The following is a 25,679-nucleotide window of genomic DNA, read 5'->3' as shown; positions in this document are numbered from 1 at the left end:
TCTTTCATTTTGTTTCCATTTTCTTTTTCAGCTTATTCTCTTCACGCTTCATCCGCTCGTTGTCGTCGTAATCGATCCATCCACCGCGCTTGGCGACCCACACGATCCACCGTAGATGCTTGTCGGGGTATCTGTACTCGAACAGCTTGCGCTTCAGCTTGGCGTCCGTCGTCGGCTGTCCCTTGACGTCTACGACCACCTCAGTTCCGTCGTTATGGTAGATCAGGAAGTCGGCCACATACTTGATGGCGAGACGTTTCACGCCCATGTATTCGTACTTCGACTGCAACTCGTAGGCAGGTTGGAGAGAGAAGTCTTTGATCAGACCTCTCTCCTTCTCCTGTTTGAGAAGCAGGTAATACTGTGACTCGATCTTGGAGTCGAACTTGATATCGTCCACGACCGTCTTCTTCGCCTTGTACTTGCTCGCCTTCGGTGTTGTCGTTTTCTTCTTAGCAAAACTCATGATTCGCCACCTCAAACTGTGCAAGCCACAATTCTTTCTCGGGAAGTTTGACCCACTCGCCAGGTTCACCGTTCTCACCTTTGACGAACTTCGAGCGGTTCTTCATGTTCGTCTGCTTCATACGGATGATGTCGCCCAGCTTCACTCGGGCGTGTCCGCCGTTCTGATAGTCATAGAACGTCTGCTTCGATACCTTCATCGTCCGCGACTTCCCGTCGGAAAGACGGATGACCGTCAGTTTCGGGCTGTATTTCGTGTCGATATTGACCGTTAAAAGAAGGGTTTTATCGGTGCTCTTTGGGAGGGTTTGGACATATCCCAGGAGCTCCAATTCGGCCACTATTTGCTCTGTGAGCGGTAACGAACGGTCGATTACCTTACTCTCGAATTCTCGAAGTAACTGACGGCGCTTATTTTTAGTGTTCTCCTTGTGCGATTTCTTATATTGCGCCTTACCGCCCTTAAATTCGTCATAAATCTCCAAAAGCTTCATATTCTGCCCGTGTACGTCAAAAAAGTTGAGTTTTATCAAATTTACCAAACTCGTTTTGTTACAGAGGCCGTTTTCTTCGATATCGATCAAAAGGTCGACAAAATACTCATATTTGTTGTCTCGGAGCGCGTACAGATTGTCTCCCGCGACGGACTCGACACCTTTGATGGATTTCGTGTCCTTGAAGATCGTCTTCGACTCCTTGTCGACCGAATACTTCGATTTGGCGAATCCGAATTTCGGAGGAGACAGTTTGATCCCACGTTGAGCGACATATTGGATCACCTCTGCCGATTTCTCCATATATCCCTGCTTGGCATCGTCGGCAAGGAGTTGGAGCTGTACTGCTGCGAACTCGAGCGGATAGTAATACCGTAAGTAGGCGTTGATATATCCGATGTACGAATAGGCTTGCGAGTGGTTGATTGAGAATCCGTAGTTCGAGGCGTCATGGATGACCTGAAGGAACGAGACAATCAGCTCTTCCGCTCGTTCTTTTGTGACGTTGTGCTTCGACGTCATCGTCTCAATGAACCGCTCTTTGATTTGAGGAATGTAGATATCCAAATCTTCCTTCCTTTTTTTTCCAATGGCGCGACGCACCAAATCGCTGTCTCCTCCCGAGTAGCCGCAAAACTCTTTGAGAAATTCAATGATTTGTTCTTGGAAAATCATCCGAGAAGCGGTGGGAGCAAGGAAGTCGTTGAGTGCCTTGTGTCCATAATCAACTGTCACCCCGCTTGCTAATTCGTCTCGATAAGAATCTCCTGATGGACGGATAGCGGCGTTGCCAATAGAGAATAAATTCATGTATGTAAGATCGTCGCCAATTTTTTCTTTTAGCAAGGATACGGTGTTAGGATTGAACAGTTTTTTGTAATATGAGAAAGCTGTGTCTGATTCCCATTGAAAACATGAGAGCGTGGACTCTAACATCGATCTCCATACGGCCTCATCTTGATCATCAACATTGTCCGGTGTCAACCGCTCGATACCAGCCATTCGGCAAACCTCATTTGTAAGCTCAATTGAGCTCAAACCGAGAATGTCCAACTTGATCCAGTTGAGTCCATCGATGTCTTTCATATTGATTGCTGAAACTCGACGTGATGAATCTTTAGTATAGATTGTCCCCATATTCTCATCGATAGGCAGGGGTGCTACGACGAATCCAGACGGGTGAGACCCTATTGCATGAATGACGCCACGTAATCGTTCGGCAAACCACATCGGTTCGGGGTATTTTTCGCCCAACGAACGCCACTGACTTTCAAAACGCTCTTTTTTCGTTTCGTCTAGATCTCTCGTGATGTCGTTGCAATCAGCCTCAGAGTAACCGAATGGCTTGAAGGCCATCTTGATCGCGCCTTTTGCCTTTAGTGTTTGAAACGTTAGAATTTCAGAGAAGTAGAAGTTCTCAAATCTGTTCTCCATGCTCGCTACATAATCAATAATCTCTTGACGTCGAGAGACTTCGTTGTCAATATCGATATCCGCAAGACTGATTCGCTCTTTACTCATGAACCGTGGGAAGCTCAACTTATGCTTCACGGAATCCATCTCCGTGATCTTCATCAGGTAGGCAATCAAGCTGCCCGACACCGAACCACGTCCGTATCCAGGCTCCGCTCCGATCGATCGTGAGTAGTCTAAGATGTTTTTCTGAAGCAACATGTAGTCAATCGCCCCGACCTCGCGGTAGACGTTCAGCTCTTCTTGGACACGTTCTTTGTACATCTTACGTTTCTCTTTTGGTAGTTTATGTAATCCGCGCTCTCTGATCCCTTTGTTGATGGCATCTAGAAATTCCTTCTCAGAGTTCTTGCTGATCTTCGGATACTTGTACGAGTAGTCGAGCTCAAACTCTTCGACCATATCGGCCATGACGTTCGTGTTCTCGATTGCTTCCAAGATGAGCTCGTTCTCGAGGACGTCTTGCTTCTCAAACATCTCGACCAGTCCGTCATACGACTTCATCGTGAGGTCTAAATCATCCTCGTATCCGTAGCTGACACCCTTCGCCTTCATCAAATGCTGTCTAGCCTTGTAATGATCTTGGTCGAGCGCGTGGGTGTCTGTCCCTGCGATCAGACGAATACCCGTCTCTTTGCTGAGGTTGACCAAATATTCGTTGAACTCTTTTTGGTCGTCGATGTCGTGATATTGAACCTCTAAGAAGCAGCGGTGTTTGTTTTCTTTCATCCACGCAATAAATCGGTTTGCAGCGTCTTGTCGTCCGAGACGTACCCGACCCTTCCAGAGCAAGCTCGCAAGGCAAGCAGACGTCACGATGATGTTGTCAGAGGTATTCATCACCTCGTCCATCGATACACGGGGGTCATAGTAGTAGTGACCGTCCTTCTCGTAAGCAGCAGAGGATAACTTGTTCAGTTCTTTGACGCCCTCGAGGTTTCGTGCGATCAACATCATATGATAGTTGTCCCGAACCTTCTCCTCGAGCGTTTCGGTCATATAGATCTCGTTGGCATGGATATATTTCAGTCCTGCCTTCTCGGTCATCTGTTTCTTCTTGACCCATCCCAGGATGTTTCCGTGTTCGCTGAATGCGATGGCCTTCATACCCAACTCTTTCGCCTTCTCGATATACTCCTCGGCCTTCGTGATCGAATCCGCTCCTGTCGAGTTGGCGTTACTCATATCCGTATGTAAATGGTAGATGACATAGTTCTTATTCACTTTCTCACACCTTTACTTTTTGATTTCGGTATCAATCGATGTATTCGTAGCGAATCTCGTATAACCCTTTCGGATTTCCGTTGTCGTCTCCGTCATATCCGAAGAATTCGCGCAATGATTCCATACAGTAGTACGAATCTTTGACCTTCGTGAAGTCCATCCCGTCGAACTTGAGCTCCGTCGTCATCTGAAGCGGGCAGTCCAGCACCTTCATCTTCGACCCGTCATGAGGGCTCGTCCGAGAAATCTCATCTCGCACAAAGCTAAAATGATTGCGGTCTTTATCGGGCGTTCGCTTTGAAGGAATCCCTGTCAACAGCTCATAACGTTCACGAATCGCACTAAGCTGCTTGGTCGTAAGTCCGATCTCTTTACGCAATTCTCTTACACTCCAATGGTTCAACATCTCACCGATCAGATAAACGAGTCCGTCCGAGCAGACGAAGTCTCGTGTCAGTTCGTTCTTTTGTCCGAGAGACATCGCCATCTGATAAAGCTCTTTCGTACAGGTCGTCACGTCTTTTTCTGAGATTTCGTAGTAGCACGAGATCCATTTTGCGTCACTCCCACGTATCCACGAGCGACACACCTTCTTCTTCTGTTCTAATGTTAGAACCGAGAAACACTTGTACCGATACTGTTGAAGGCGCTTGACGCCATCCTGATTCTTCAACAACTCTTTGATCATGACGCGATCTCCTGGCGCTGTTCCGTGTCGGTCAAAAACTCGAACCGAAACTCATATGTACCCTTGGGTGTGTTCTTGTCACCCTTGTATAACATGAATTCGCGCAACGAGTCTTTGCAGAACAGTACGGCTTCGATATTTCCCGACTTCATCTTCGTCGACTTGATCTCGTCCGAGTAGAAGGTAGAGGAGTCAAGGACGTTCATCGGTTTCCCCGTCGACGGTGAAATGTAGACGTATTCCGTATCGATCATTCGGAAATACTGTCGCTCTTTCGTCTTCAGACGGATCTCGACCCGCTCGCCCGACAAGTCTTCGAACCCTGCCTTGTAATAGCGAAGCATACTGCGTGTCAGACCGAGGCTATCGATCGCTCCGTGAGGGTTGTACCGCTCCGAGATATGACCGAACAGATAGAGAATCCCTTCTGACAAGGTGATTTTCGGGGAGATCTGAATCCGCCGCCCCGTGTGTTTCGCCTCAGAGACGACGTCCTTGACGATAAGTTTATACTCATCCTCCGTGATGGCGTTCAGACGGCAGAACAACACACGTCCACCGCCTTTAGACCACGATTTCAACACCTTTAATTTCATTGCTTCTGGTAACTCGCTATGCGTCTTGTGTTTGCGCTGCTTAAGTGACGCCACTTGCGGATAGTTCTTCAATAGTTGTTTCAACATGTCGATCGACCTTTCTTTCGTAGATTTTGATGGTTACATTCTCGATTAATGACCGCTCTTCGACGACCTCAAATTTAAGCCAATTGAATTCAGGGAAATATTTATCCGCAGGTCGGACGTCGTCCACTTCCGTAAGGATCAGCTCGCTTGCGAACAATAGGAACTGTGTATAGATGGACTCGCCTCCGATAACGAAAGCCTTACGGTCTTTTTGGCGCGGTTTTGCGATGAATCGAAGCACTTCCTCGACAGAGTTGACGAATAAAATATCAGTTTTGTCGGTCAAGTATTTCCCGTCTATTTTCCGTCGCTCGTTCACCTCTTTATTGTTGCCCGAGGTGAGGACGATGTTCAGGCGATCTTTGAGCGGACGCTTCAGCGACAGGTATGTCTCCGACCCCATGATGACGATATGGCCTCTCGTCGTCTTGATGAAGTGCTCCATGTCTTCCTTGTATGTATAGATTAGGTCGTTCCCTTTGCCGATACCGAGCTTCTTATCGACGCAAGCGATCAATGATAGTTGCAACATAATGCAGAAAACCTCTTTTCTCATACTTTACTTTTATATTTCGGTATACGTTTACATTCATTGGGCGATCTCTCCGAACTTGATCTGAGGATGTGTGATGTAGTCCTCGATCTCGAAGTCGTCCAACGTGATGTCGTAGAAATTTTTGCCGTAGGCGTTCAGGTGAAGGCGTGGTTTACAGTCGATAGATGAGCGTTTCAAAATCTCTTTCGCTTGTTCGACCTGGTTGTCATAGAGATGGGCGTCCGAGATGAAATGCGAGAACGTCCCTGGTTTATATCCTGTCACCTGAGCGACCATCATAAGTAATGCAGAATATTGGAGCGCGTTGATTTGTGATGCTAATAGGTAATCTGATGACATTGGTATTCGGATTGTTTCGCAACAACAATCCCGCTTGCGCAGCTCATATTCGCATATGAGATTAGACTATATCACGATCTGATTTATCAGACCCCTGCCGTTTCGATTTAAGGGATTCTCACCCACGCCGTTAGCTTGCGCCCTACTCCTAATGCCTCGTTTAAGGCCGATGGGATAGTCGTTAGACATTTAAAACCCCTGAGAATTTCCTCCTTTTCACTTCCGGTTGATCATACCGATATTTTTAATCACAATTCCTTCTAGGTGTTTGTGTATGTATTTCTTAGGCTTCCACGGTTCACCAGTCTTAACTAGACTGCTCACCGTACCACCACCAACAGAATGAAAGTCTCTGAGATATTCAGAAAGCATTTTTCCACTATAAAACTTTTTTTCTTTACCATCTGGAAAGTAGATGACGTGATCCATAGATGACGCTCTACCGACTTTATCTTTTGAAGCTTGGCTTTTCGGAGGAGCTTTCTTTCTCTTAGAGTAGTCGAAGTTGTTGGTTCTTTTTTCGTGTGTCACCCTCCAACAATCCGACCACTCTTCGTCTTTAGAATCTAAACGCTTGTAGAGAGTAGGAACACAAAGTCCGATCTTGTCGGCTATTCTTTGATAGTTGTTACCTTCGTACTCTTCTCCTTTATAAACCACTTTTACGATTCGATTCTCGGATATCTCTTTAAGCTTGATTTCCATCTTCGAACGATACTCTGGATTCTGCCAATTTCTGCGCGAACTTTCTGCTGTTCGATCACGCTCTTCTTGCTTGGAATATCGTTTTTTTAAAGCAGCAGAAGCAATTCTACTTAAATCCTCTTGCGTATATCGTTCTCGTCTAGTTTTAACCATTTTTTCTTTGTGCTCTTTTGTTAGTCTTCTTCCTGTGTGGGCGGCAGAAATTTTTCTTCTTGCTTCTTCGTCGTGTGTCTGACCGTACATATGGTTATTCGAACCTTTCATGCGCTCAGACATCCTCCTTTTAAACTCTTCGTCTCGATTTGCCCACTGATCTCTGGAAGCTTTGGATATTTTCTTTCTGATTTCAGCGTTGTTGGGGTGGTAAGATACAATATCTCCTCCAGAAGATACTCTCGATATGTTGTAGAGAAACTTCTTAAAGGTTTTGATTGTGTAAACCTCAATTTCCGACGCCTTCTCTTTGCTTAGTTCGTCAAATAAAACGATGAACTCAAAAGCGTCTGCGCCATTTTTATTGTAGGATCTTTGAAGATAGAGATTGTGATGAGAGTTTCGAGAGAGAGAAGAAAAATGGGTGATTTTTCTTTTTTCTGGATTAGACGAAATTCCAACGTAATACTTCTTTGCCTTCTTGTTCATGATAACATATAAAGAATATTTTTTCATTTAGTTTGTTTTCTCAAGGGTTTATTTAGTACGGTATTGTCTCGAGGATCAGTCGAGAGTTTCACCGTTTAGACAGGTTTGCTATACGTGTCACCACGTAAAGGCGCTCACAGATTAACGCTGTACCAATGTCATATGCAGTTCGTCTCCCACCACACGCCAGATCGTCTCGTAAGCGCACTCCTGTAACGATTTCTCGCCCTCTTCTTCAGGACTAAACATCGACATGATCATACGTCGGTCGGGTTTCGTCTCAATCTTGTTGATGAGCCAGTCCATCTGATCGAGATAAGCGTAACCAACAAGTTTGGTTACTTCATTTTGATATGTAGACGACAGATCTTCGTGCTTCACACGACGTTTCTGATTGGCAATCTGATACCCATAAGACTTCCCGATTGTACCGTCTTCAAGTTTCCACTCGTTCCACCATTTGACACCATACTTGCTCTCGAGCAAATTAACGTCGGTTGATTTATCTTGAAAGATCCAAAGAATCTCTTTGATGGCCGACTTCCATGCGGTCGGACGTACCGTCGTGAGCGGAAACTCTCCGTGTGACAGACGATAGTTATGTAGTACCGGGAACGGCAGCGAGCGATAGTTGATCGTCGAACCATCTGAAAGTTTTGTTCTTGCCTCGTAAGAGTTGGCGACACCGAAGTCCAAAAGATCGGCTAACGTTGCTTGATAGTGCATATCTGCTAGGTTTAATGACATATGTATTAGCTCCTTTGTTAAGTTCTAACTTGATTATATACAAAATACTTTTTGATTTCAATAGCTAAAACGAAAAACCCCGAAAGAATTTTCGGGGCGTGTGTGTTATTTGAGCCAGTCGAAGTCAAAGTCTTCGTCTCGAAGTTCTTCAACTTTGCCTTTTTGATAGCCGTTCCCTTTTTGCGAGAAGAAATCATGCGTCGTCGAATCGGTACTAAGACCGTTCATGACGACATGGTTAACCTCTTCTTCTTCGAACATCATGTCGGTCTGTCCGAGGTTTTGGAGCGCCTTGTTCATATTGTATCGAACAAACTTGCGGACATCGTGAGCAAGTCCGATCTTATCGTAAACCTCGTTGGTGTATAGCTTCTCGATGTCATAGAGGTTGGCGAACAGGTCTGCCGTAAACTCATCCGCTTCCAATTGTTCGTTCGAGGCAAGCTTCTTGTAGATGTCTTGCGCGATGAGACCCGTGAAAATCCCGTGAATACTTTCATCCATAATGTTCCCCCTCTCACGCTACTAAGAGGGGCGCTTTCGCAGCTACATGTCTCCATGCAGATCAGACCATATCATCGACTTTCGTCGCCTTCCGCTTCCATCGTCAATCGCTTACGATGTACTCTCTTTCGAGATGGTCGTTGCACCTTGTCACATATGCGACCTTGGCTCAGGATTGTCCTCGTCTCTACGTTAGGATGTTCCCTGAATTCAAAAGGTTTTACGTGCGCCATCTTTCATATTCAACGCACGATCAATTTAATAATCTCTCCGCTCGATGTCATCCGACCCTGACCTTTAAGAAGGAGTGGATAGTAGAAACCGCTGTAAAACGCTCCCGTTTCCAGGGCTACCGAAGCGACAAGACCCTTGTAGACAGACAAAGGATTATCTTTCTCTAAGTTGCGATATACACCCTCGAATAACTCTGCCTTACGTTGAAGCAATTCGTTCTCTTCAACCCACTTGAAATATCCGTCAATCTTAGATTTCGGAAGAAGGGTTGTAAAGATGGTCGAATAACTTCTTGCGTGAACGCACTCCATAGCTGCCTGGAATGTAAATACAGCTTTCACCTGAAGGTCATCCATCATAAGAGAGAGGAGCGGCATACCGCTCCCTCCTTGGATCGTGTCGAGTGCTGTGAGTCCGGCTAACACCTTAGAATAAGCGTCTTTCTCATCTTCATTCATGAGAGACCAGTCTTTTACGTCTTTCGACACCGGAATCTCTTCGGGAAACCATACTTGTTTCGTGTTCTGAAGCCAGAACATCTCAGCGTAATCATTTGTCGGCGTGTCCCAATTGACCGCCTTATGTGTCGTTTGTGTCATCAATAGTCCTCCTTATACCGCACAACTCACACATTCTTCAACAGAAAGAAGTTTTGTGCGTGTGTAGTATAGTGTTTTAAGTCCGATACGGTGAGCGTAAACGTAGAGTCGTGCGAGCTCTCGTGTCGTCATATCTGATTTCACATAGAGCGTCGTACTGATACCTTGATCGACGTGTTCCTGGATGACACGGATGAGATCTAGATATTTAAACATACTCATGTCATACGCTTCTTTGTAGAAGAAGTAGTTGCTGTCGTTCATATACGGCATCGGATAGATGGTCGTAGAATCTCCGTACTCTCGCATCTCCATCTTCTGAGTGATCGGAGATACCGATGCTGTCGCATTCGACAAATAACTGATACTTCCAGTCGGTGCGATAGCGAGGAGATACGAAGCCGTCAAGCCATACTGTTGAATATCTTTAATCAACAGAGCCCAATCTTCTTGCGTCGGGATGGATACGCCATCGAACAACTCTTTAATCTTGTCGAGTTTAGGTGAGTAATCATTCACCGTATACTTCGTAAGAGCCGTTCCTTTTGCGTACTCTGACTTCTCGAAGTCCTTGAACACCTTACCTGTATCACGAGCAATCTCCATCGCACGTTTTGTCGCATAGTAGCGAACCGTCATGAAGAACGCATTTGCGAAGTCTTTGGCCTCTTCGCTCTCGTACATAATCTTGTTTGAAGCGAGATAGCCATGCAGGTTCATCGCACCGAGGCCGATCGAACGCATCTCGCTGTTCGCCTTGGCGACCGAAGGAACTTCTGTGATGTTCGTTTCTTCGACTACCGCGATCAAACCATCGATCGCTGCCGAAACCGTCTTCTCAAAAGACTTATGTTTCATGACGTTCGCGATGTTTAGTGATGCCAAGTTGCACGAGATGTCGCGACGAATGACGTCTTCTTCTCCGTAACCGTTGATCTCTGATTCTTCTTGTACTTGTAAGATTTCTGTCCTTGTCTTCCGTTATTCACGCTACCGAACAACGCGTTCTCTTATGAACTGCTACATGTCGCCATGCAGAGGAGACTATATCATCATCTATGTAAGATGCTCCGCTTTTCCGCCATCAATCGCTTATGGCGTACTCCCAAATGGGATAGTCGTTAGAGTTTTTTATCGCATATGCGAATCTTTACTACGGGATTGTCTCATGTGAGAGTTTCCCCGTTTAACGGAGTTTTCGACTACGATCGCTCGTAGAAGGTGCTAGAATCTAACACAAGTTTGACATCTTAATCTTTCCGATGTCCTTTAACTGATTGTCTTTATTCGCATTGTCAATGTACATGATGTACGGATAACCTGACTCCATCTGAGTCTTAGCAATCTCATTCAGCAAGTCTCGAGCAATAACACGTCGTTTACGGACGTTCGGGTTCTCGACCAACTTGTCATACATTTCGGTCATATCCATTTCGTTTAAACGCACACCGTACTCTTTATAGACTGTATGAGGATAAAAGACATACATATCCTGGTCTTTTGCGGCCAGATCGAAGAACTTATCGGGCGCAATCAGACCGAGCGAGAGCGTTTTAATTCGAACCTTTTCGTCGCTGTTTACTTTTTTTGTACTGAGGAACATTTCAACATCCGCATGGAAGATATTTAGGTAAACAGCTCCGCTACCGGCGCGTTGCATTCTGTTACTTGTAGACCAACAATTGTTGGCGGTACGGTCATTTCTGCCGTACTCCTCATGTCGCCATAAGGATCAGACTATATATTCGCTATTGCGTGTGGTTCGGATTGAAAGATTGCTCTTACAATCACTTAGTCGTTGAACCTTCTTCTGATAAAGAAGCTTGGCTGCTGATTTTCCGCAATCCTCGATTTTCAGGGGTCGCCATCTCATCTCTGGATGGTATCCTACTCGGATATACTCGGGAGTTCCAGCAATTGACCACATTTATACTGAGCCGAATTAACCCAGTTGATTTGCATATGAAAACGAATCCTCCAACAATTTCATGACAGGAACTACACCGCTCGCTGCGTTTTCGATCTCTTTAATCGCCTCACCTTGAGCTCGAAGACTCGTCAAATCGATTGCTACACCGCCACCGCGTTTCGATAACTGTAAGGCGTTGTTTAAGTTGTGGCCGATCGAATTCATCGAGTCATTCACGTTGAGCAGGAAGCAACTTACCAATTCTCCTCGACGTGCTCGTCCAGCACTCAAGAAGGTAGGCGTTGCCGGTTGAAGTTGCTGCGTGATCATCGCCTCGGCCAGTCGCATCGCCAGTTCGAAATCACCTCGACCCAGATAGAGGGCGACGATTGACACACGGTCTTCGTAGCGCTCCAGGAAACGTTTCCCGTCATTTGTCTTCAATACATAGTTGTTGTATGTCTTGAAGGCTGACATAAACGATTGGAAACGGAACTTTTTGCTGTACACATACTTAAACAGCTTCTTGATCTGAGTGAATGTGTACTTCTCCAAAAACTCTCGTTCGTAATATTCGTTTTCAACCATGTACTCTAATTTCTCTTTTAGATCGTGGAAGAAAACCGTATTCTCGTTCACGTAGTCGACGAAGTAACTCTTCGTGGCCTCTTTGTCTTTCTCAAAATCAAAACCACCACCCTGTTTGATGATGGCGCTATTCAATTCAATCCACTTCGGGAGGGATGTCTGCAAATTTCTCAACCTCTTTCTTTACTTTTTCTAGATCGCTCTTTAATCCAAAGAGTTCAAACTTATGTAGTACAGGGATACCGAACGCAAAGGAAAGATTGTCTGCCGCTTTCGCATAATAATCTCCCCAATTTCGGTTTCCGCTCGACACGACACCTTTGCAATTCTTGTGATGTAAAACCATGAACCGATCCGTCGTTTCGGGCGTCTGTCCAAACTTTGTCGTATATGTAATCAGGATGAAGGGGTCTTCGGTATTATATTCATCGATGTGGACGGTTTCGACACCGAGTCCATTCAATCGCTGACAGAATCGTCGGACGTTTCCTGTTTTTGAGTCAAAGACGACTAACATCTTACTCTCCTGTGCTTCCAAATCCGCCGATCCGACCCTCGTACATTGGTTCGTCATCATCGACCGTCAAGAACATTTGGAAAATCCCTTGTGCGATTCTGTCTCCGACAGAGATCCGATACGGCTTATCCGATGTGTTTTTTAAGCAGATGCCGATATTCCCATCGTTAGCAGGGTTACTCCAATACGACCCATCGATGATACCTACCGAATTCGATAGCACAATTCCGTGTTTGATACCCATAGAAGATCGCGGATATACAGATAAATATTCGCCATCGCCCATATAGGACTTCACATCGCTCCAAAACACATGTTGCTCACCCGGTTTGAGAAGAAAATCTTCTTTGCTAAAGAAGTCATACCCCGCAGAACCTTTGTCTGATCGTTCTGGAAGGCTTGTATCTGAGTCAAACTTTTTAAACGTTAAATCAACCTCTTCAAATCCTCGTCCGTCTTTTTTGTTCTTCATTCTGTATTTCTCCCCAATCTGTTTATTTCTTGTATATCCTCGATTAATAAAGCTATGTATGGCCATGTGTTCTGATCTAGATACGATCTCAAGATTTTCAGACCTGTTATCATCTTTAATCTGATTCTTATGATGGAAATCGTATTCTCGTTTCAAGTAAAATTTGCCGTCAATTTCAACTTTTTGCTCATCTGTCATCGGAAGCTCGTTTTCAGCGACTAATCGATGTTCAAACACGTAATTGTTGCAGTCCGTAAACGGATGCTTATCCCTCATGTAGATCAGAGTGTAGCCGTTTCGCTTTCGTCCGCCTTTAAAGATTGGGTTTTTGCTACCTCTGTTGCCGTAGTTTGGATTTTTGTCTCCGTAGTAAACTTTCTTACGATATTCACCCATACACTCATACGAACAGCAGGAGTCGTGTTTGGCTTTTTTTGACCGAATATTGTTTTAAATAAAATTCTTTACTACAAACCGGACATATCATATTGTTTTTTCTTTGAGATTTTTTATATTTCGCAGCGCACTCTCGAGAGCAACAAATCGAAGGAGCCGTAAGTCTGATTTTGTGTTCAATATGAACATCTTCTCCGCACTGATAACACGCGATCACACCGTATCTACCCATCTAATCCACCTCCTGGTTTGTTTTTTGTCTACAAATTACCGTACTATCCATGCAATTTGCATCCCCCCTTTCACCGGAAAAGAGCGTTTACGTCACGCTCTTTCTGTTCAAGCTCGCTACGAATCTCTTTCATGATTTCTTTGATCCGCGGCTTATTGTCTATGTATACTTTTTTAATTGAATCATGATTTAACATTTTAATACTGCCTCTCTGTATGTAAATTGATTAGTTTGTTGACGGCCAAGGTTCTTTGCTGGACGTGATTACGAAGTCTCCGTTGATCACAGATAGCATTGGCACAAAATCCACCTGAAAGTCGCTTGTAAATAACAATTGAAGAACAGATCGTTCTCGATCTTTATCCCACATGACATTTACAATCTGAGGATTCTCTTTACCCCATCGAAATCCGTACTGATGCACCGCCCGTAAGTAGCTTACTCTTAGTTCCATCTTCATCATTCCTCCTCATAAAACCGCGCTTTTGTAGGTTATAAAACTGTCCTTTTAAGAGCTTGATTTTTCATAAGTTTCTTCAAATATATCCTTACGAACTGCGTAACGTTCGCCTTTGACGCCAGTCACGATATAGGCGTCTGTGTCGAAAAACAAACGACCTTCAAGAGTGTGGATAAACGGTCTGATTGGATGATTCTGGTCTTCGTCAAAAACCTTGTCAAACCCATCTTCCATGCCTGGTTTGTATTGAGTTGCTTCAACCGCGATCGGTTTCTTCGTATATTTCCCCATTCTATTCACTCCCTAATAAAATTAGACTTTTAACGACCTGTTACAGCTTTAAGGATAACGACTAATAGCATAAACCCTAGTGTAAAAATTGCTGCTAGAGCGAATACCGCCCAAGGAATCCATAGCGGAGATAACACCCACACCCAACTCCATTCGATCACGTTCTCAACCTTTAGGATAATGAACAGGATGGCAAGTGGGATGCAAAAGCTACCGCATCCAATCTTGATTGTTTTTGTATTGTTGCCCATCTGATTCTCCTTTAAATTCATAATTTTATTGGTTGATTACATCGATTTCGACTTCTTCCAAAAATATAATTTCGTCCGCCCCTTTATAACGGTTAATACGCACTGTGTGATGCACACCCTCGAAAGATTGCCCAGCTTCGATTTCATCAATCAAAATCCCGGCAGTTAACACACGACCCGAATTTTCGTTGTACAAAAAAGTATCTTCATGCAGTTCGGATAATTTTTTCATTTCATCCACTCCCCTATAAAATTTATCTTTGATTACCCTTTGATCAGCGAAACTCGAAAGTAGCCGGACGTTAGATTTTCGGTTTCGTACTTTTTACAGATCTTGTCTAAGAAATCTGTAACTCTATTAACGAGATACCCTTCTACGATTGCGGCTCCCGAATCACAGATTTGATCGACATACTTCTCAACAAAATCTCGTTCCTCTTCGGCGCGATCCTCTGGACGAATAACTCGTAAGCTGAGAATGTTTTGAGTAGGAATCATAAGGCGCAAGCTGTCTTTTGAGACATCGTTGTACAACAATGTGAAGCTGCCACTCTTATCCCACGCTTTAAATCTTTCCGTTCCAGGAACACCATTCGCATTCAGATATTCAACTACGATTTCGTTTTCCATCATCGATCATCTCCTTAATCTTTACATAGTCATTCGCAACGAACTTCAGTCGTTCTAACTCTAGGAAAGCTTTGCGTGTCGTGGCATTACCGTAAATTCTACGGAGCGTCACAACGTCTTCCGACTCAGTGTTCGTCTTTTTATACGTTGTCATAGATCCAGTCTTCTTTTGTAGATTTAATTTTCGACACATTTTTAACTCGAATATGCTCAATAACGACATATTCACCCTCGTTATCTTTTTGTTTCGTGTAACGTCGTCCTGGAATACTATTTTTGATATCGTATTCTGATTTAGCGATAATTGAGCGATGATCCTCGTAAGACACGTAAAGCGTTGGGTTTTCAGAGGTATGCAAATAGAGTTCTCGTATTTCGCGAATTGTGATTTTTTCGCTCTTTAAGCTCTTAGATTTTACAATCTGATCGATAAAAAGTTTATTCAAATCTAAGTCCTTAGCATCTCGAATCAAAATATCAATATGATTGAATTTCGATTCGCCATTTTCTTGATAAAAGTAAGAAGCTCGCATCTTCTTTATCTTGTTTTGTGTGTTTAATATCATCGCTCTTTATCCCTCCTAATAAAATAGTCGTTTTCTTGGATATTTCGGCCGAAACTATGTAATTATTTAATTATATACTTTTTTATTTAGATGGAGTTCATTGCAGATACATCCGCTTGACTTCTACCTCGACGATATCTAACTCTTCCTCGATCATGTCGAGCAGCGACCACATCGTCGCCAGGTTCTCACCGCTCTTCTCGAGCATCGATAGTTCGGCCAACGTGTTCACACGCTCACCGACACGACGGATCTTGTTGTGTGTACGGAGTTTCTGCGTCTTTTCTGCTTCAGACTTCTTGTTCGCCAACCCCATGTGGTGTTCGAGAACCTTTTGCTGAAGATCAACCTTCTCTTCTTCGTGTATCTTCATATAAATTCCACCTTTCTTAACTCGTATCTTCATTATACCGAACCGAAATCAAAAAGTAAATAGATAAATACTTTTTGATTTAGACATTTTTAAGGCTCAATATGTTGAGCAATCCGTCCTTGTTCGACACCAGCCAGTCCGTCTTTACATGCCCTTGTTCTTGGAAATAAGACCAAAGATAGTTCATGACCGGATAAACCTCTTTGTCAGAGAAATTCTTCTTCACATCGATCTCCAGAAAGTGATGGTAAGAGCGCTCGTACTCCTCTTTGTCTACCTTGTTGATCTTGTATGTATCGAGAATCGAACTGGATTCTGCCACCAGACGCTCGTTTCCTGCTTCTCCACGATATGTCTTCGCGTGTTTTTCGCTCACATGGATACTATGATCATTGTATTGCTGCGCTACCCATGTGATATACCCCATGTAGAACTCTTTTTTTACCGTTTCCATAAAAATCATCTCCTAAAATTTAGACGAGGATTTCTCCCCGTCTGATTATGTATTATTTGAACGAGTCGAACACGCATGGTTTAGCTTCCAGAATTTCCTTTAGGTGTTCGTGAGCATTTTCGGCGTCGATATCGACACCCGTAAATTCTAGGATCTCGTTCTTTACGTCGTCAGGAATCATATCTAGCAACGCTTTCCCATATCCTAGATTATGAACCATTGCGCTATATGTACGTGGGTAGTATGTACGCATCCACTGAAGATATCCGTATTTAACCGGAATCGGACACATCTGGCAGCCAACGCGAGGGGTGAATACTTTGTAGCCAAGCTTAGATAGAACGTTAGCTTGTTCCCGGTTTACTGTTTGGATCTGCTGATCCATCAGTTTATCGTAATCGATCCCAACTTCCTTAATCTTCTTCTGGAACATTACCGTCTTCGTAATATCGGTAGGATATTTTTGGATTAAGTTATTGTGATACAAGCCTACATGCGGAACATCGTAATGTTTTACGTAATCCCAAATATCATCATCTGTCATCCAAAGGATAGGACGCAACATCATCGTTCCATTCCATGTACCGCTCGAGTAGAAGTATTCTCCGTCTCGCAACGATGCTAACTTACGTTGGTTCGATTCGTCTGCTCGCAACCCTACCATGATTAGATCCCAATTGTTCTCTTTTGTTGCTCGTTTCATCGGTTCATGCTTCAACGTGTTGCAACAACGTTCGCTCAACGGCATTCCTTCTTTTCGAGATCCCTTCCGGGCGGTAAAATACGAAGAATCAATACCGCCATTGTCGTCGATGATTTTCTTAAGAGGCTTTTTGGGCTTTGTGATCGTGATGTTTAAATCCCAAGCCTCAATCATCGTTTCTGCAAATGCGCGAACCTCTGGAAACTCATTAAGCGTGTTGTTCCAAACAACTTCAACCTCGTTAGGTTCTCTGCCTAGTTCAATAAGCGCTTTTCGAGTGAGGTATAACACCATCATCGAGTCGATCCCGAAGCTACAAGATACGACCGGCTTCTTTGATCGTTGGATAGACATTTTGATCAAATCGATCGCCCAACGCTCTTTAGTAAAGATATCTACTTCTTTGTGAGATCGATAGTGAGCATATCTTACGTCTTTCTCGGCGCGAGTCTGATGCCACATCTTCTTCATCTTCAACTTTCCGCCCTTATACATACGTTCTTCTTCTGTGAAATGCGGTTGAACTTGCTCGTTATATAGATCAACAATATTCATTTTGTTCCCTCGCTTTTGTTTTATGTGTTTTTAAGATCAACCAAAACGACTAACTCTCGTTTGTATCCGTTGCCGTAAACGATCACTTCGCCTTTATTTTCTTCAAAATTAACCAAAGAATACGTCTCATATAATGCTTTATTTTTTGATTTCAATAAAGAATCATATGCTTTTCTGGAACTAGCAGAAGACGAGTCGTATTCAGCCTCAGCCAACTCCTCTTCTGCGTGTAATAGTTTCGCTCGCCAGATGGCTGCCACCGCTTCCTCGTGGATATGCGCCGGAACCACCTTGATCCGCTTGAAACCGGCAAACTCGTGCGGTTCGAAGCTTTTCTGGACGAACGTAAACCCGTCTTCGTCAACAACCTCGGTCAACACCTCGACACGTCGTTTCTTCAAGTCTTTGAAGAACTCTACGATCACCGCTGCTTCTCCGTCGATCTCGAAGCGTCCACCTAGCTTCAACGTCTGTTGGACGCCATCGTGTGTGAATTTTAGCTCGTTTTGCATATTAATCCGTCCTTTAGATGCAAGATTTTTTGATTAGAACTTCCTCTGTACTGAATCAACGGGCATTTCAGACTTTCTACGAAGCGTCCGTCCACGAGCGCATTGATGGAAGCTAGGATAGAATCGACGTCCTGAGACCCCATATTCTTCAACTCGTCGAACGTATACCCCGTGTACACCCATATATCGTAGTCTCGCTCCCTCAACTCTTTGACCAGTCCTGAGAGTGCGTTCGATTGAAAGAATGGGTCTCCGCCCGATATCGTCACCTTTTTGTGTCCGGCGTATTCAAGTCTCTCGACGATTTCGTTAATATCCATCTCCTCGCCGTTATTGATGTTCCACGACTTCGGATTATGACACCCCCGACAGAAATGAGGACATCCTGCCGTGAACACGACAGAACGAACCCCTTCCCCGTCAGCGACGGAATCAAATTTGATGTCCATGATTCTCATACATGTTTCACTCGATCACGCTCCTCGGCTTCCTTACCACCGTTCCAACGTCCCATGTCGCCCACAAGATACCCTGTGATGCGCCGAATGCGCTTGATGTCCTTGCTTCCGCACTTCGGACACTCGTCGTAGATAGTTGTCGTGAGACGACATTCATTACATTTGTCCACAGGGATGTTGATCGCGCCGTATCCGATGTTGTTCTCGGCCATACAGTATACGATATCTTTCATCGCCTCGATATTTCCTGAAGGCATTTCTCCGATCTCGACATAGGAGATGTGTCCGGCCAAACAGAGCTCATGGAACTTTCCTTCGACCTCTAACTTCTTGCGGTACGGGATGCTGTGCCACACCGGGATGTGGAACGAGTTCGTGAAGTAGTCGCGATCTGTCACGCCCTCTACGACACCGTGTAGGGCGACCGTCTTCTTGAGCGCTTTCCCGGCGAATGATTCGGCAGGGGTGGCGATCACCGCATAGTTAAGCGATAACGCTTCGCGATATTTGTCTGTGACCGATTTCATCACTTCGATCGTATGTAGTGCTTTTTCTAACACCTCTTCGTCCTGGGCGTGATGTTTGCCAAAGAGTCTCATCATCGCCTCTGCCAGTCCGACGAACCCGACACTCAGAGTCCCATGTTTTAAGGCGTCTTCGAGATTTCGGCTCTCTTTTACGTCCTCAGCACCAACCATCGTCTGTTGGTCATAGATAAACCCAAAGTTTTCGGGAGATCGTTTGATTTGATACCGATAGCGGTCATGCAATTGTTCGCAAGCGATTGTTGTAAAAGTCTCGACGTTATCGATAAATTCATCAAAGTTCTCTGACTCTAAGGCAAGCAACGGTAGGTTGATCGAAGTGAATGAGAGATTCCCTCGTCCGATTGCGCGAGCTTCACCATTTACATTTTCAAGTGTTCTAGTACGGCAGTTATGAGAGACTAGGTCGTTTACATCAAACCGATCGCTATCCGTCTCAAGATCAAAGCTGAATTTACCTCGATATCCAAAGTTATCTTTAGCCGTAAGTTTTACTGTCTTACGTTTGTCACTAGAGAACTTTGAAATATAGAATTCGTCAGACACATTGATATCGCTCACAAAAGTTCTGCCTTTGCCAACGATGTCGAAAGGATGATCTTCGGTAGCATAGATGCTAATTCCGTTTGAGAAAGTTAGTTTGAACCAGTTTGCTTGATCGGGGTTCTTAATAACCTTCAAGACCTTCACGAAGCGTCCTGCAATAGAATCGAAGACGAGTTGATCTTTTGGTTCGATATAACAAGATTGAGCTTGCCATTTAGCGCCCTCGGTTACTTCTAAAACATTAAATAGCGTTTCGATGCTCACTCTTCCTTTGTCTGTAACAATCTCCGAACTTCCATCCACACAGCCCATCGATGCAGCCCATGTCTCGGGTCTATCTGCGTCGTAATGACGGCCATTGAAACTCGCATCCAGGAACACGTAGTTCGGGAAGAAACGTTCTGCCGTCACCGACAACGACTCTTCGAACAAATCATAGTTTGGGTCTCCCTTATACATATTCACACCTTTTTTAAGCTGGAAAATCATGATTGGAAAGATTGGTTGTTCGCCTTTTCCTAAACCATTCTTCATCGCACGTAACAAGGCGAAGGAAATCGCTCTTTCTTCATCTTTAGTTCCCAAGCCAAAGTTAATAGAACTAAACACCGTTTGCCCTCCGCCTCGAGATGTCATTGAGTTCATATTATGAACAAATGCTTCGGCAGCCTGATAAGTTTCGTCGATCGTCTTTGCTTTAGCCAAGCTAAGTGCTTCGTGTTTATATAAACCTGCATCAACGAACCACTTATAATGTTTGTCGAACGTCTTTGTGACATACGGTGCTAAATCTACGTCTAATGCGCTCATAGCTTGCCCGCCATGCTGCATGTTTTGGTGGATCTGGAAGATAACCGCAACCAACGCAAAGGCCGATGTGATGTTCCCTGGCTCTCGCATGAAGCTGTCCTTCACCGAAAATCCGTCCTTCAATAATTTACCGACAGGAATCTGAAGACATGTCGTCGTTCCTGTCGGATAGTAATCAAGGTCATGAATATGTAGATATCCCATACGATGTAATTCAGCCACGTCTTTATCGACAAGCTTCTCGAGCGCATACTCTTGCCCGACGCTCCCTGCCATGATCGCCATGATCCCCTGTGGTTCTGATCCGCTCACGTTCGCATTCTCGTTCGTTACGTCTTTGTCAGCTTGGTTGATGATTCTATCGATCGCTTCAAACAAATAAAACATCTCCTATACTTTTTTATTTAGACGGCGTTTCAATCAAACACTTGCGGTCGGATTGTCTCGCTTTGGCATCTCTTTTTGAATCATATGTAAGACTTCTCGCGTCAGATTTGTCAGATACTCACGCTCTTTATGGTCTCTGGCCAACTTTCTGCCTCTAAATTCCGTCAAACAGACCACTTTTGTCATCATAATCCCTCCCAAAATAGATATTTTATTGCACAACCTTATTGTAGCACACATGATAATAAGCAACAATACTTTTTTAATTCATTCTTGTGACAAAAAAGAGACCATTTAGGTCTCAGTTTTTAAGGATGAATTCATTCACATCTTCAAAATATTCTATACGATCTGTCGACGCCAACCCATCTTTACGAGCATCGCTAGAGATTTTCATTAATTCTTCTAGTTTAGAGAAATCTTCGTTCTCGATCGCATCTTCGTACTCTTCTGTGATCAAATCTGCGATTCCGATTTCTTTGATCAATGATTCGTGTAGGGTCTTATATTCAGATGGAACCTTGTTATTTTTGTTGAAGATATAGATCTTTCCCTGGAGTTCTGTGTAGAGCTCGACGTAAGACATTGCTAGTTCGTATTGATTCAGTTTGTCGTCAGAACCTAAAATGAAAGCATATGTTAAATCTAGAGTCTTTAATTCTTCGTTGAATTTATTATACTCGATCACATACTCTATCAGTTCGCGGTCATCAGCCTCAAATGTCTCAAACTTACCATATCGATCCGCTGGTATTTCGGAGCTCGCAGAGCCAGAAATCATTGTATAACCAATCCCTGCCCCAACAATAATCAAAATACCTAGAATAACTAGCATTTTTTTCATATAAAAACTCTCCCTTGTTAATATTTGACTTAATTATATCATCAAAGGGAGAGTGTGTATATATCTATTAAAATACTTTTGTAATTGATTAAGTAATCAAATGAAAGTTTTATAACCCTCTTGACTTCATATCTTCAAACAACTCTGATTCGCGTTTAACCATATTTTCATACTGCTCGAACATTTCATCTACGTGAACCGCTCGATAGCTCGACATTTTCCCCTTGAACATTTGCTCCTCGGTTACACCATACAAGTACGCAGTTTTCATCATTCGACGATGCTTATCAAGCGCGTACCCGTTAGACTTCATTTGATCAACGTGTCCAATTACTCTCGACTCCCCAAATCTGCCGAATGTATCATGGAGAAGCGTTTGATCGAACTTTTCTGTATGATAGTCGTACCAAAGCCATAAGATTCGAACGATCCTTTCTTTGCGAGACAGAATCGGAGTGTCTAAGAATTTTTCGCTTAAATCTTTGCGTTTTTCAAACCAATCTACAAACACTTTAGAAGGTTGCTCAGACTCTTTTACCGATAATTCTCGTTCACGACACAACACCTCAGACACCTTCAAGATCCGCTCCTCAACCATCTCTTTCGGAATCGGTTGTCCGAATGGCAAACCCCAATCCTGATCGACTCCCACGTTAATCTGATTGCGTAGACGGCTTGGCTCACTATGAATGTGGCCGTGAATGTTAAACAAGTTTGGACGCTCCCCGATGTCCATCGGATAATGTGTCACGAACACCACAACGCCGTGAGTCTTGATCTTCGTCATGTAAGGCATTACTTCGACGCCAGCTTCGCTTTCGAGCTTCTTGAGTAAATTACCGTGATCATGATTGCCCGGCCATAATCGAAGATTTCCGTTTAGCTGCTTAACACACTCAACGATTTTTGCTTGAGCTCCGATACCAACGTCTCCGATAATGTTGACGACATCTTCGTTTGTCACGACAGCGTTCCAGTTTTCGATAATCGTCTCGTTCATCAGTTCGATGTTATCGATAAACTGAGTACGTGTTGATTCGAACTTTGGGATGTTCTTATGGCAGAAATGTAGGTCTGCTGTAAAGTATTCCATATGTATCAATCCTCCTCTTCGTCCATTAGGCGATTTTCTTCTCGTACTTTTTTCATTAGTTTTAGGAGGTCAGAAATTTGGTCTTCAACTTCTTCCATAGCGTCATCGTCATAGAAGCATTCTCCGTGTTCGATAGCAGCAGAAATGTCTTCAATCTTTTCGATTGCTTTAAACTTCAATGTAGGCTTTAGCGTAAACTTAAATGTGTTCATATGTATCAATCCTCCTATTGTTTGACCATATACCCCTTCAAAGAAACCATCTTCAATCTCTTATGGTCGATTTTCGCTTTTACTGAGATTCTCGAACCCTTACTGTTAAGAGCCATGATGTCGCATAGCTTTCTAGCTACGCTGTCAGGACAATCGATTGGAATTTTTACCCCGTCCTCCTCCACAACCACTCGATAATACCCGCCGTAAATGCTCGGCATATATTCGGCCTTCGACACCTCGTATGTAGAATATTCTATAAAAATTCCTTTAAACGACCAGAAAGTCTTTCCGATTAAACTTCCCGTCAACTCGAAATCGCAAAATATGAAGTCGAAAGACAAAAACAAAAATAGAGATAAAGCGACTAAAAATATTGCAACCCCCATAAAGATTTCTCCTCTCTCTAATCAAATCTAAATTTTATTCCATCCAAAATGATGCTTGATCTACAATATTTTTATATTTTTCTTCAAAGTCATCAAAATCTCTGTTGTAGAATATAGACGCATCCACCACCGTACCTCCGCCATAACGGTAGTCGACATAAAACTCAATTTCCTGATCATCCAAATCCACTTCGATTTTGACGTCGTATTGCTCGCTCTGAGCAAAGAATTCCATGTCATTTTGATTGACTTCGTTATATGGCTTAAAGCCTTCTTCGGTTAAGTAATTTTTAATCTGTTGCTTAAGATTGACACCAAACTTTTCTCTAATATAACTCATCTTCATTCCTCCTATAAATCTAAACTTTTATTATCTGTTCGCGAATACTAGTTGATTAAGATAATCTTCGTCTGGCAGGATGCTACCAGGGTCTCCGCCTTCGATCATCAACGTCATCTTTCCTGCGATCTGAAAATAGTCTACGCGTAAAGCGTTAGGAGTTTTGTTCAGGATGTCGTCTTCAGAAAACCCATCTTGCAAATAGACAGGAAATACAAGTCGTTCTATATGTGTTTTAGCGTCCGATACGAGTACGTAGTTTGTTGGATTGTCTAGTTCTTTACCTGTAACACTCGAACACAAAAGTTCGTCAAACTTGTAAATTCTCGCCGTTGGCAGCGTTTCAATCAGTTCAAAATTCACTCAAAATCATCTCCCTTATAAAAATTTACTTTCCTCGGATTCAACCTCGTTTTATAATTTTTCCGTCCAAAAACTCATACATCACACTTTCTTTCCACGCTTCGTACAGATATTCGATGTGATCAGATGACTCAATAATCTTGCACAAAACGTCTTCGAAGAACTTTTCGATTTCATTGTTTTCGTTCTTTAAACTACACTGGAACGACCATAGGCCAGTATTTAAATCTATATGGCGTTCAAAACCGTCGGTCGCTTTATACATAGGATATTTGCTTGCGCCAAATCCTGTAATCGGCTCTTCCCAATCATCCGGGAGGTACGCTGCGATCGCTCCTCTCGGGATAAATTCTGCTCTATAAAGTCGTGCGTATTCATTCAAGAACGGATATTTATCTACAAAATCAAACCAAGAGCCATCCTGGTTAATCTCTTTAATCATATTTCGGTACTCTTCTTTTACCGTCACTTTTACCCGAAGGCCAGTATAATTGCCCATTGTTGACACCCTCTTCTTCTTATTTGGTATGTAGGTCGAAAATCGGCCATTAATCCTAATCAAATCAAACTTTTATTGGTTCGACCGTGATATCCTCCCTGAAATGATTTCTGATGTCTTGATCAGACAAAAAGAGGATTCCTGAATCTCTTGCTTTTTTCCACGGCGGTTCAGATTGAGTTTGGCTAACCAGGTCAAAGGTTGGTTGATTCTTTAGTTGACCCCAAACAACTTTGATGGTTTCACGTTCGTCGACACTCAGACTTTTCTCATAGTGCTCCCAATTTCTATATTTGTCGCGACATTTGAGTTGCTTTAAATTGGGCAAATCGTTTTGACAAGTGTGTCGCAACTTATAGTAAATCGTTCGAATTACCGGCCCATATTCCCACGCTTCGAAGACATTGTCGCTTATCAGTCGCTCGTTATCCCAACGATAATGTCCTCCGTGACAGTAGTACAAGAGTTTTTGCAGTTTAAGGTTGCTTAAAGTGTTATAATCCCCGCGCTTTATCGCATCTACGTCTCTTAAATAGACCAGAAACATTGCCACATCTATCGCTCTAGCCATAGAATATCTCCCTAATAAAATTTACTTTTTCTCGGTCAAATATTTGTTTGATCGAGGTTTAATTCTGCCTTGATGTCCTCTAAAAGACAATATCCATCGCAGTCAGCGCCGTCGTAGCGCACTGTTTCGGTTAGTAGGTCGAGGACAATGAAGGAATTATCTTGTTTCTCTAGCAACTGCATACAGGCAACTAATAATTCCGTCTTTCTATCAGTCATAGGAACCGCTCCTTTTATTGAATTGTTTCTACATATGGCTTAAACGTATATTTTACCAAAAAGACAGTTTCGCAATGTTCACATTCCATTTCAAAACTACCCTCCATCTCTCCGGCTTCTACTAGATCATAAATCATATCTT

General features: G+C 43.5%; 32 protein-coding genes and 3 pseudogenes. All 35 read right to left on the bottom strand.

The window, feature by feature from the left end; all coding sequences use genetic code 11:
* Positions 1-4 precede the first annotated feature (4 nt).
* Complete coding sequence (locus EVJ32_RS05075; protein WP_131457182.1) at positions 5-466, bottom strand: DUF1064 domain-containing protein; 462 nt, start codon at positions 464-466, stop codon at positions 5-7.
* Positions 453-3,656, bottom strand: a complete 3,204-nt coding sequence (dnaE, locus tag EVJ32_RS05070; protein WP_131457180.1) for a DNA polymerase III subunit alpha — start codon at positions 3,654-3,656, stop codon at positions 453-455. The genes EVJ32_RS05075 and dnaE overlap by 14 nt, the downstream gene beginning before the upstream one ends.
* Before the next feature lie 31 nt (positions 3,657-3,687).
* Complete coding sequence (locus tag EVJ32_RS05065; protein WP_131457178.1) at positions 3,688-4,344, bottom strand: hypothetical protein; 657 nt, start codon at positions 4,342-4,344, stop codon at positions 3,688-3,690.
* Positions 4,341-5,027, bottom strand: a complete 687-nt coding sequence (locus EVJ32_RS05060; protein ID WP_131457176.1) for a hypothetical protein — start codon at positions 5,025-5,027, stop codon at positions 4,341-4,343. Before EVJ32_RS05060 ends, EVJ32_RS05065 begins: the two co-directional genes overlap by 4 nt.
* A complete protein-coding gene (locus EVJ32_RS05055) occupies positions 4,981-5,559 on the bottom strand; it encodes a dihydrofolate reductase (protein WP_161568777.1) in 579 nt (192 codons plus the stop codon). The genes EVJ32_RS05060 and EVJ32_RS05055 overlap by 47 nt, the downstream gene beginning before the upstream one ends.
* 57 nt (positions 5,560-5,616) lie before the next feature.
* Positions 5,617-5,922 (bottom strand): thymidylate synthase, encoded by a 306-nt coding sequence (locus tag EVJ32_RS05050; RefSeq protein ID WP_131457172.1) that lies wholly within the window; start codon positions 5,920-5,922, stop codon positions 5,617-5,619.
* A gap of 216 nt (positions 5,923-6,138) precedes the next feature.
* Positions 6,139-7,296: an NUMOD3 domain-containing DNA-binding protein gene (locus tag EVJ32_RS05045; RefSeq protein ID WP_131457170.1), complete on the bottom strand. Its 1,158-nt coding sequence runs from the start codon at positions 7,294-7,296 to the stop codon at positions 6,139-6,141.
* Positions 7,297-7,410: 114 nt separating this feature from the next.
* Positions 7,411-8,016: a thymidylate synthase gene (locus tag EVJ32_RS05040; RefSeq protein ID WP_131457168.1), complete on the bottom strand. Its 606-nt coding sequence runs from the start codon at positions 8,014-8,016 to the stop codon at positions 7,411-7,413.
* 105 nt (positions 8,017-8,121) lie between these two features.
* Positions 8,122-8,520, bottom strand: a complete 399-nt coding sequence (locus EVJ32_RS05035; RefSeq protein ID WP_131457166.1) for a ribonucleotide-diphosphate reductase subunit beta — start codon at positions 8,518-8,520, stop codon at positions 8,122-8,124.
* Between the two features lie 242 nt (positions 8,521-8,762).
* Complete coding sequence (locus tag EVJ32_RS05030) at positions 8,763-9,353, bottom strand: ribonucleotide-diphosphate reductase subunit beta (protein WP_131457164.1); 591 nt, start codon at positions 9,351-9,353, stop codon at positions 8,763-8,765.
* Between the two features lie 12 nt (positions 9,354-9,365).
* Entirely contained in the window at positions 9,366-10,316 is a 951-nt protein-coding gene (locus EVJ32_RS05025; protein ID WP_131457162.1) for a ribonucleotide reductase large subunit, read from the bottom strand.
* A gap of 268 nt (positions 10,317-10,584) precedes the next feature.
* Positions 10,585-11,016, bottom strand: a pseudogene (locus EVJ32_RS05020) (ribonucleotide-diphosphate reductase subunit alpha); the annotation flags it as partial.
* Between the two features lie 282 nt (positions 11,017-11,298).
* Positions 11,299-12,015: pseudogene (locus EVJ32_RS05015) on the bottom strand (ribonucleotide reductase N-terminal alpha domain-containing protein); the annotation flags it as partial.
* Positions 11,987-12,367 (bottom strand): class Ib ribonucleoside-diphosphate reductase assembly flavoprotein NrdI, encoded by a 381-nt coding sequence (gene nrdI / locus EVJ32_RS05010; protein ID WP_131457156.1) that lies wholly within the window; start codon positions 12,365-12,367, stop codon positions 11,987-11,989. The gene nrdI and the pseudogene EVJ32_RS05015, both read right to left, overlap by 29 nt.
* A gap of 1 nt (position 12,368) precedes the next feature.
* The gene (locus EVJ32_RS16355; RefSeq protein ID WP_236639481.1) at positions 12,369-12,839 is read right to left on the bottom strand and encodes a dCTP deaminase/dUTPase family protein; all 471 of its coding nucleotides are present in this window, start codon (positions 12,837-12,839) and stop codon (positions 12,369-12,371) included.
* Between the two features lie 75 nt (positions 12,840-12,914).
* Positions 12,915-13,115: pseudogene (locus EVJ32_RS16435) on the bottom strand (hypothetical protein); the annotation flags it as partial.
* 860 nt (positions 13,116-13,975) lie between these two features.
* Positions 13,976-14,218: a hypothetical protein gene (locus EVJ32_RS05000; protein WP_131457152.1), complete on the bottom strand. Its 243-nt coding sequence runs from the start codon at positions 14,216-14,218 to the stop codon at positions 13,976-13,978.
* Positions 14,219-14,494: 276 nt separating this feature from the next.
* Complete coding sequence (locus EVJ32_RS04990) at positions 14,495-14,701, bottom strand: hypothetical protein (RefSeq protein ID WP_131457148.1); 207 nt, start codon at positions 14,699-14,701, stop codon at positions 14,495-14,497.
* Positions 14,702-14,733: 32 nt separating this feature from the next.
* Complete coding sequence (locus EVJ32_RS04985; protein WP_131457146.1) at positions 14,734-15,099, bottom strand: hypothetical protein; 366 nt, start codon at positions 15,097-15,099, stop codon at positions 14,734-14,736.
* A 140-nt stretch (positions 15,100-15,239) separates the two neighbouring features.
* The gene (locus EVJ32_RS04980; protein ID WP_131457144.1) at positions 15,240-15,665 is read right to left on the bottom strand and encodes a hypothetical protein; all 426 of its coding nucleotides are present in this window, start codon (positions 15,663-15,665) and stop codon (positions 15,240-15,242) included.
* Between the two features lie 97 nt (positions 15,666-15,762).
* On the bottom strand, positions 15,763-16,038 hold the full coding sequence (locus EVJ32_RS04975; RefSeq protein ID WP_131457142.1) for a hypothetical protein: 276 nt from the start codon (positions 16,036-16,038) through the stop codon (positions 15,763-15,765).
* Between the two features lie 79 nt (positions 16,039-16,117).
* On the bottom strand, positions 16,118-16,492 hold the full coding sequence (locus EVJ32_RS04970; RefSeq protein WP_131457140.1) for a hypothetical protein: 375 nt from the start codon (positions 16,490-16,492) through the stop codon (positions 16,118-16,120).
* A gap of 52 nt (positions 16,493-16,544) precedes the next feature.
* Entirely contained in the window at positions 16,545-17,750 is a 1,206-nt protein-coding gene (locus EVJ32_RS04965) for a phosphoadenosine phosphosulfate reductase family protein (RefSeq protein ID WP_131457138.1), read from the bottom strand.
* A gap of 20 nt (positions 17,751-17,770) precedes the next feature.
* Positions 17,771-18,262: a hypothetical protein gene (locus EVJ32_RS04960; RefSeq protein ID WP_131457136.1), complete on the bottom strand. Its 492-nt coding sequence runs from the start codon at positions 18,260-18,262 to the stop codon at positions 17,771-17,773.
* Positions 18,247-18,711: an anaerobic ribonucleoside-triphosphate reductase activating protein gene (gene nrdG, locus EVJ32_RS16480; RefSeq protein ID WP_370276216.1), complete on the bottom strand. Its 465-nt coding sequence runs from the start codon at positions 18,709-18,711 to the stop codon at positions 18,247-18,249. Before nrdG ends, EVJ32_RS04960 begins: the two co-directional genes overlap by 16 nt.
* A gap of 5 nt (positions 18,712-18,716) precedes the next feature.
* Positions 18,717-20,999 carry an anaerobic ribonucleoside-triphosphate reductase gene (gene nrdD / locus EVJ32_RS04950; RefSeq protein ID WP_161568776.1) on the bottom strand — a complete coding sequence of 761 codons (2,283 nt, stop codon included), beginning with the start codon at positions 20,997-20,999 and terminating at the stop codon, positions 18,717-18,719.
* Between the two features lie 310 nt (positions 21,000-21,309).
* Complete coding sequence (locus tag EVJ32_RS04945) at positions 21,310-21,852, bottom strand: hypothetical protein (protein WP_131457130.1); 543 nt, start codon at positions 21,850-21,852, stop codon at positions 21,310-21,312.
* Positions 21,853-21,961: 109 nt separating this feature from the next.
* The gene (locus EVJ32_RS04940; protein WP_131457128.1) at positions 21,962-22,945 is read right to left on the bottom strand and encodes a metallophosphoesterase; all 984 of its coding nucleotides are present in this window, start codon (positions 22,943-22,945) and stop codon (positions 21,962-21,964) included.
* Positions 22,946-22,950: 5 nt separating this feature from the next.
* Positions 22,951-23,157, bottom strand: a complete 207-nt coding sequence (locus EVJ32_RS04935) for a hypothetical protein (RefSeq protein ID WP_131457126.1) — start codon at positions 23,155-23,157, stop codon at positions 22,951-22,953.
* Positions 23,158-23,171: 14 nt separating this feature from the next.
* Positions 23,172-23,546 carry a hypothetical protein gene (locus EVJ32_RS04930; protein ID WP_131457124.1) on the bottom strand — a complete coding sequence of 125 codons (375 nt, stop codon included), beginning with the start codon at positions 23,544-23,546 and terminating at the stop codon, positions 23,172-23,174.
* A 34-nt stretch (positions 23,547-23,580) separates the two neighbouring features.
* Entirely contained in the window at positions 23,581-23,886 is a 306-nt protein-coding gene (locus EVJ32_RS04925; RefSeq protein ID WP_131457122.1) for a hypothetical protein, read from the bottom strand.
* A 30-nt stretch (positions 23,887-23,916) separates the two neighbouring features.
* Positions 23,917-24,249 (bottom strand): hypothetical protein, encoded by a 333-nt coding sequence (locus EVJ32_RS04920; RefSeq protein ID WP_131457120.1) that lies wholly within the window; start codon positions 24,247-24,249, stop codon positions 23,917-23,919.
* 40 nt (positions 24,250-24,289) lie between these two features.
* Positions 24,290-24,748, bottom strand: coding sequence for a hypothetical protein (locus EVJ32_RS04915; RefSeq protein ID WP_131457118.1), 459 nt, complete (start codon positions 24,746-24,748; stop codon positions 24,290-24,292).
* A gap of 64 nt (positions 24,749-24,812) precedes the next feature.
* On the bottom strand, positions 24,813-25,319 hold the full coding sequence (locus tag EVJ32_RS04910) for a Panacea domain-containing protein (RefSeq protein ID WP_131457116.1): 507 nt from the start codon (positions 25,317-25,319) through the stop codon (positions 24,813-24,815).
* Between the two features lie 35 nt (positions 25,320-25,354).
* Positions 25,355-25,537 (bottom strand): hypothetical protein, encoded by a 183-nt coding sequence (locus EVJ32_RS04905; RefSeq protein WP_131457114.1) that lies wholly within the window; start codon positions 25,535-25,537, stop codon positions 25,355-25,357.
* Positions 25,538-25,679: the final 142 nt, after the last annotated feature.

It is taken from the genome of Exiguobacterium sp. SH5S4, from assembly GCF_004337045.1.
In the GTDB taxonomy this organism is placed as follows: domain Bacteria; phylum Bacillota; class Bacilli; order Exiguobacteriales; family Exiguobacteriaceae; genus Exiguobacterium; species Exiguobacterium aurantiacum_A.
Note: the sequence above shows the minus strand (reverse complement) of the source record. Positions and strands in the feature narration are given on the sequence as shown.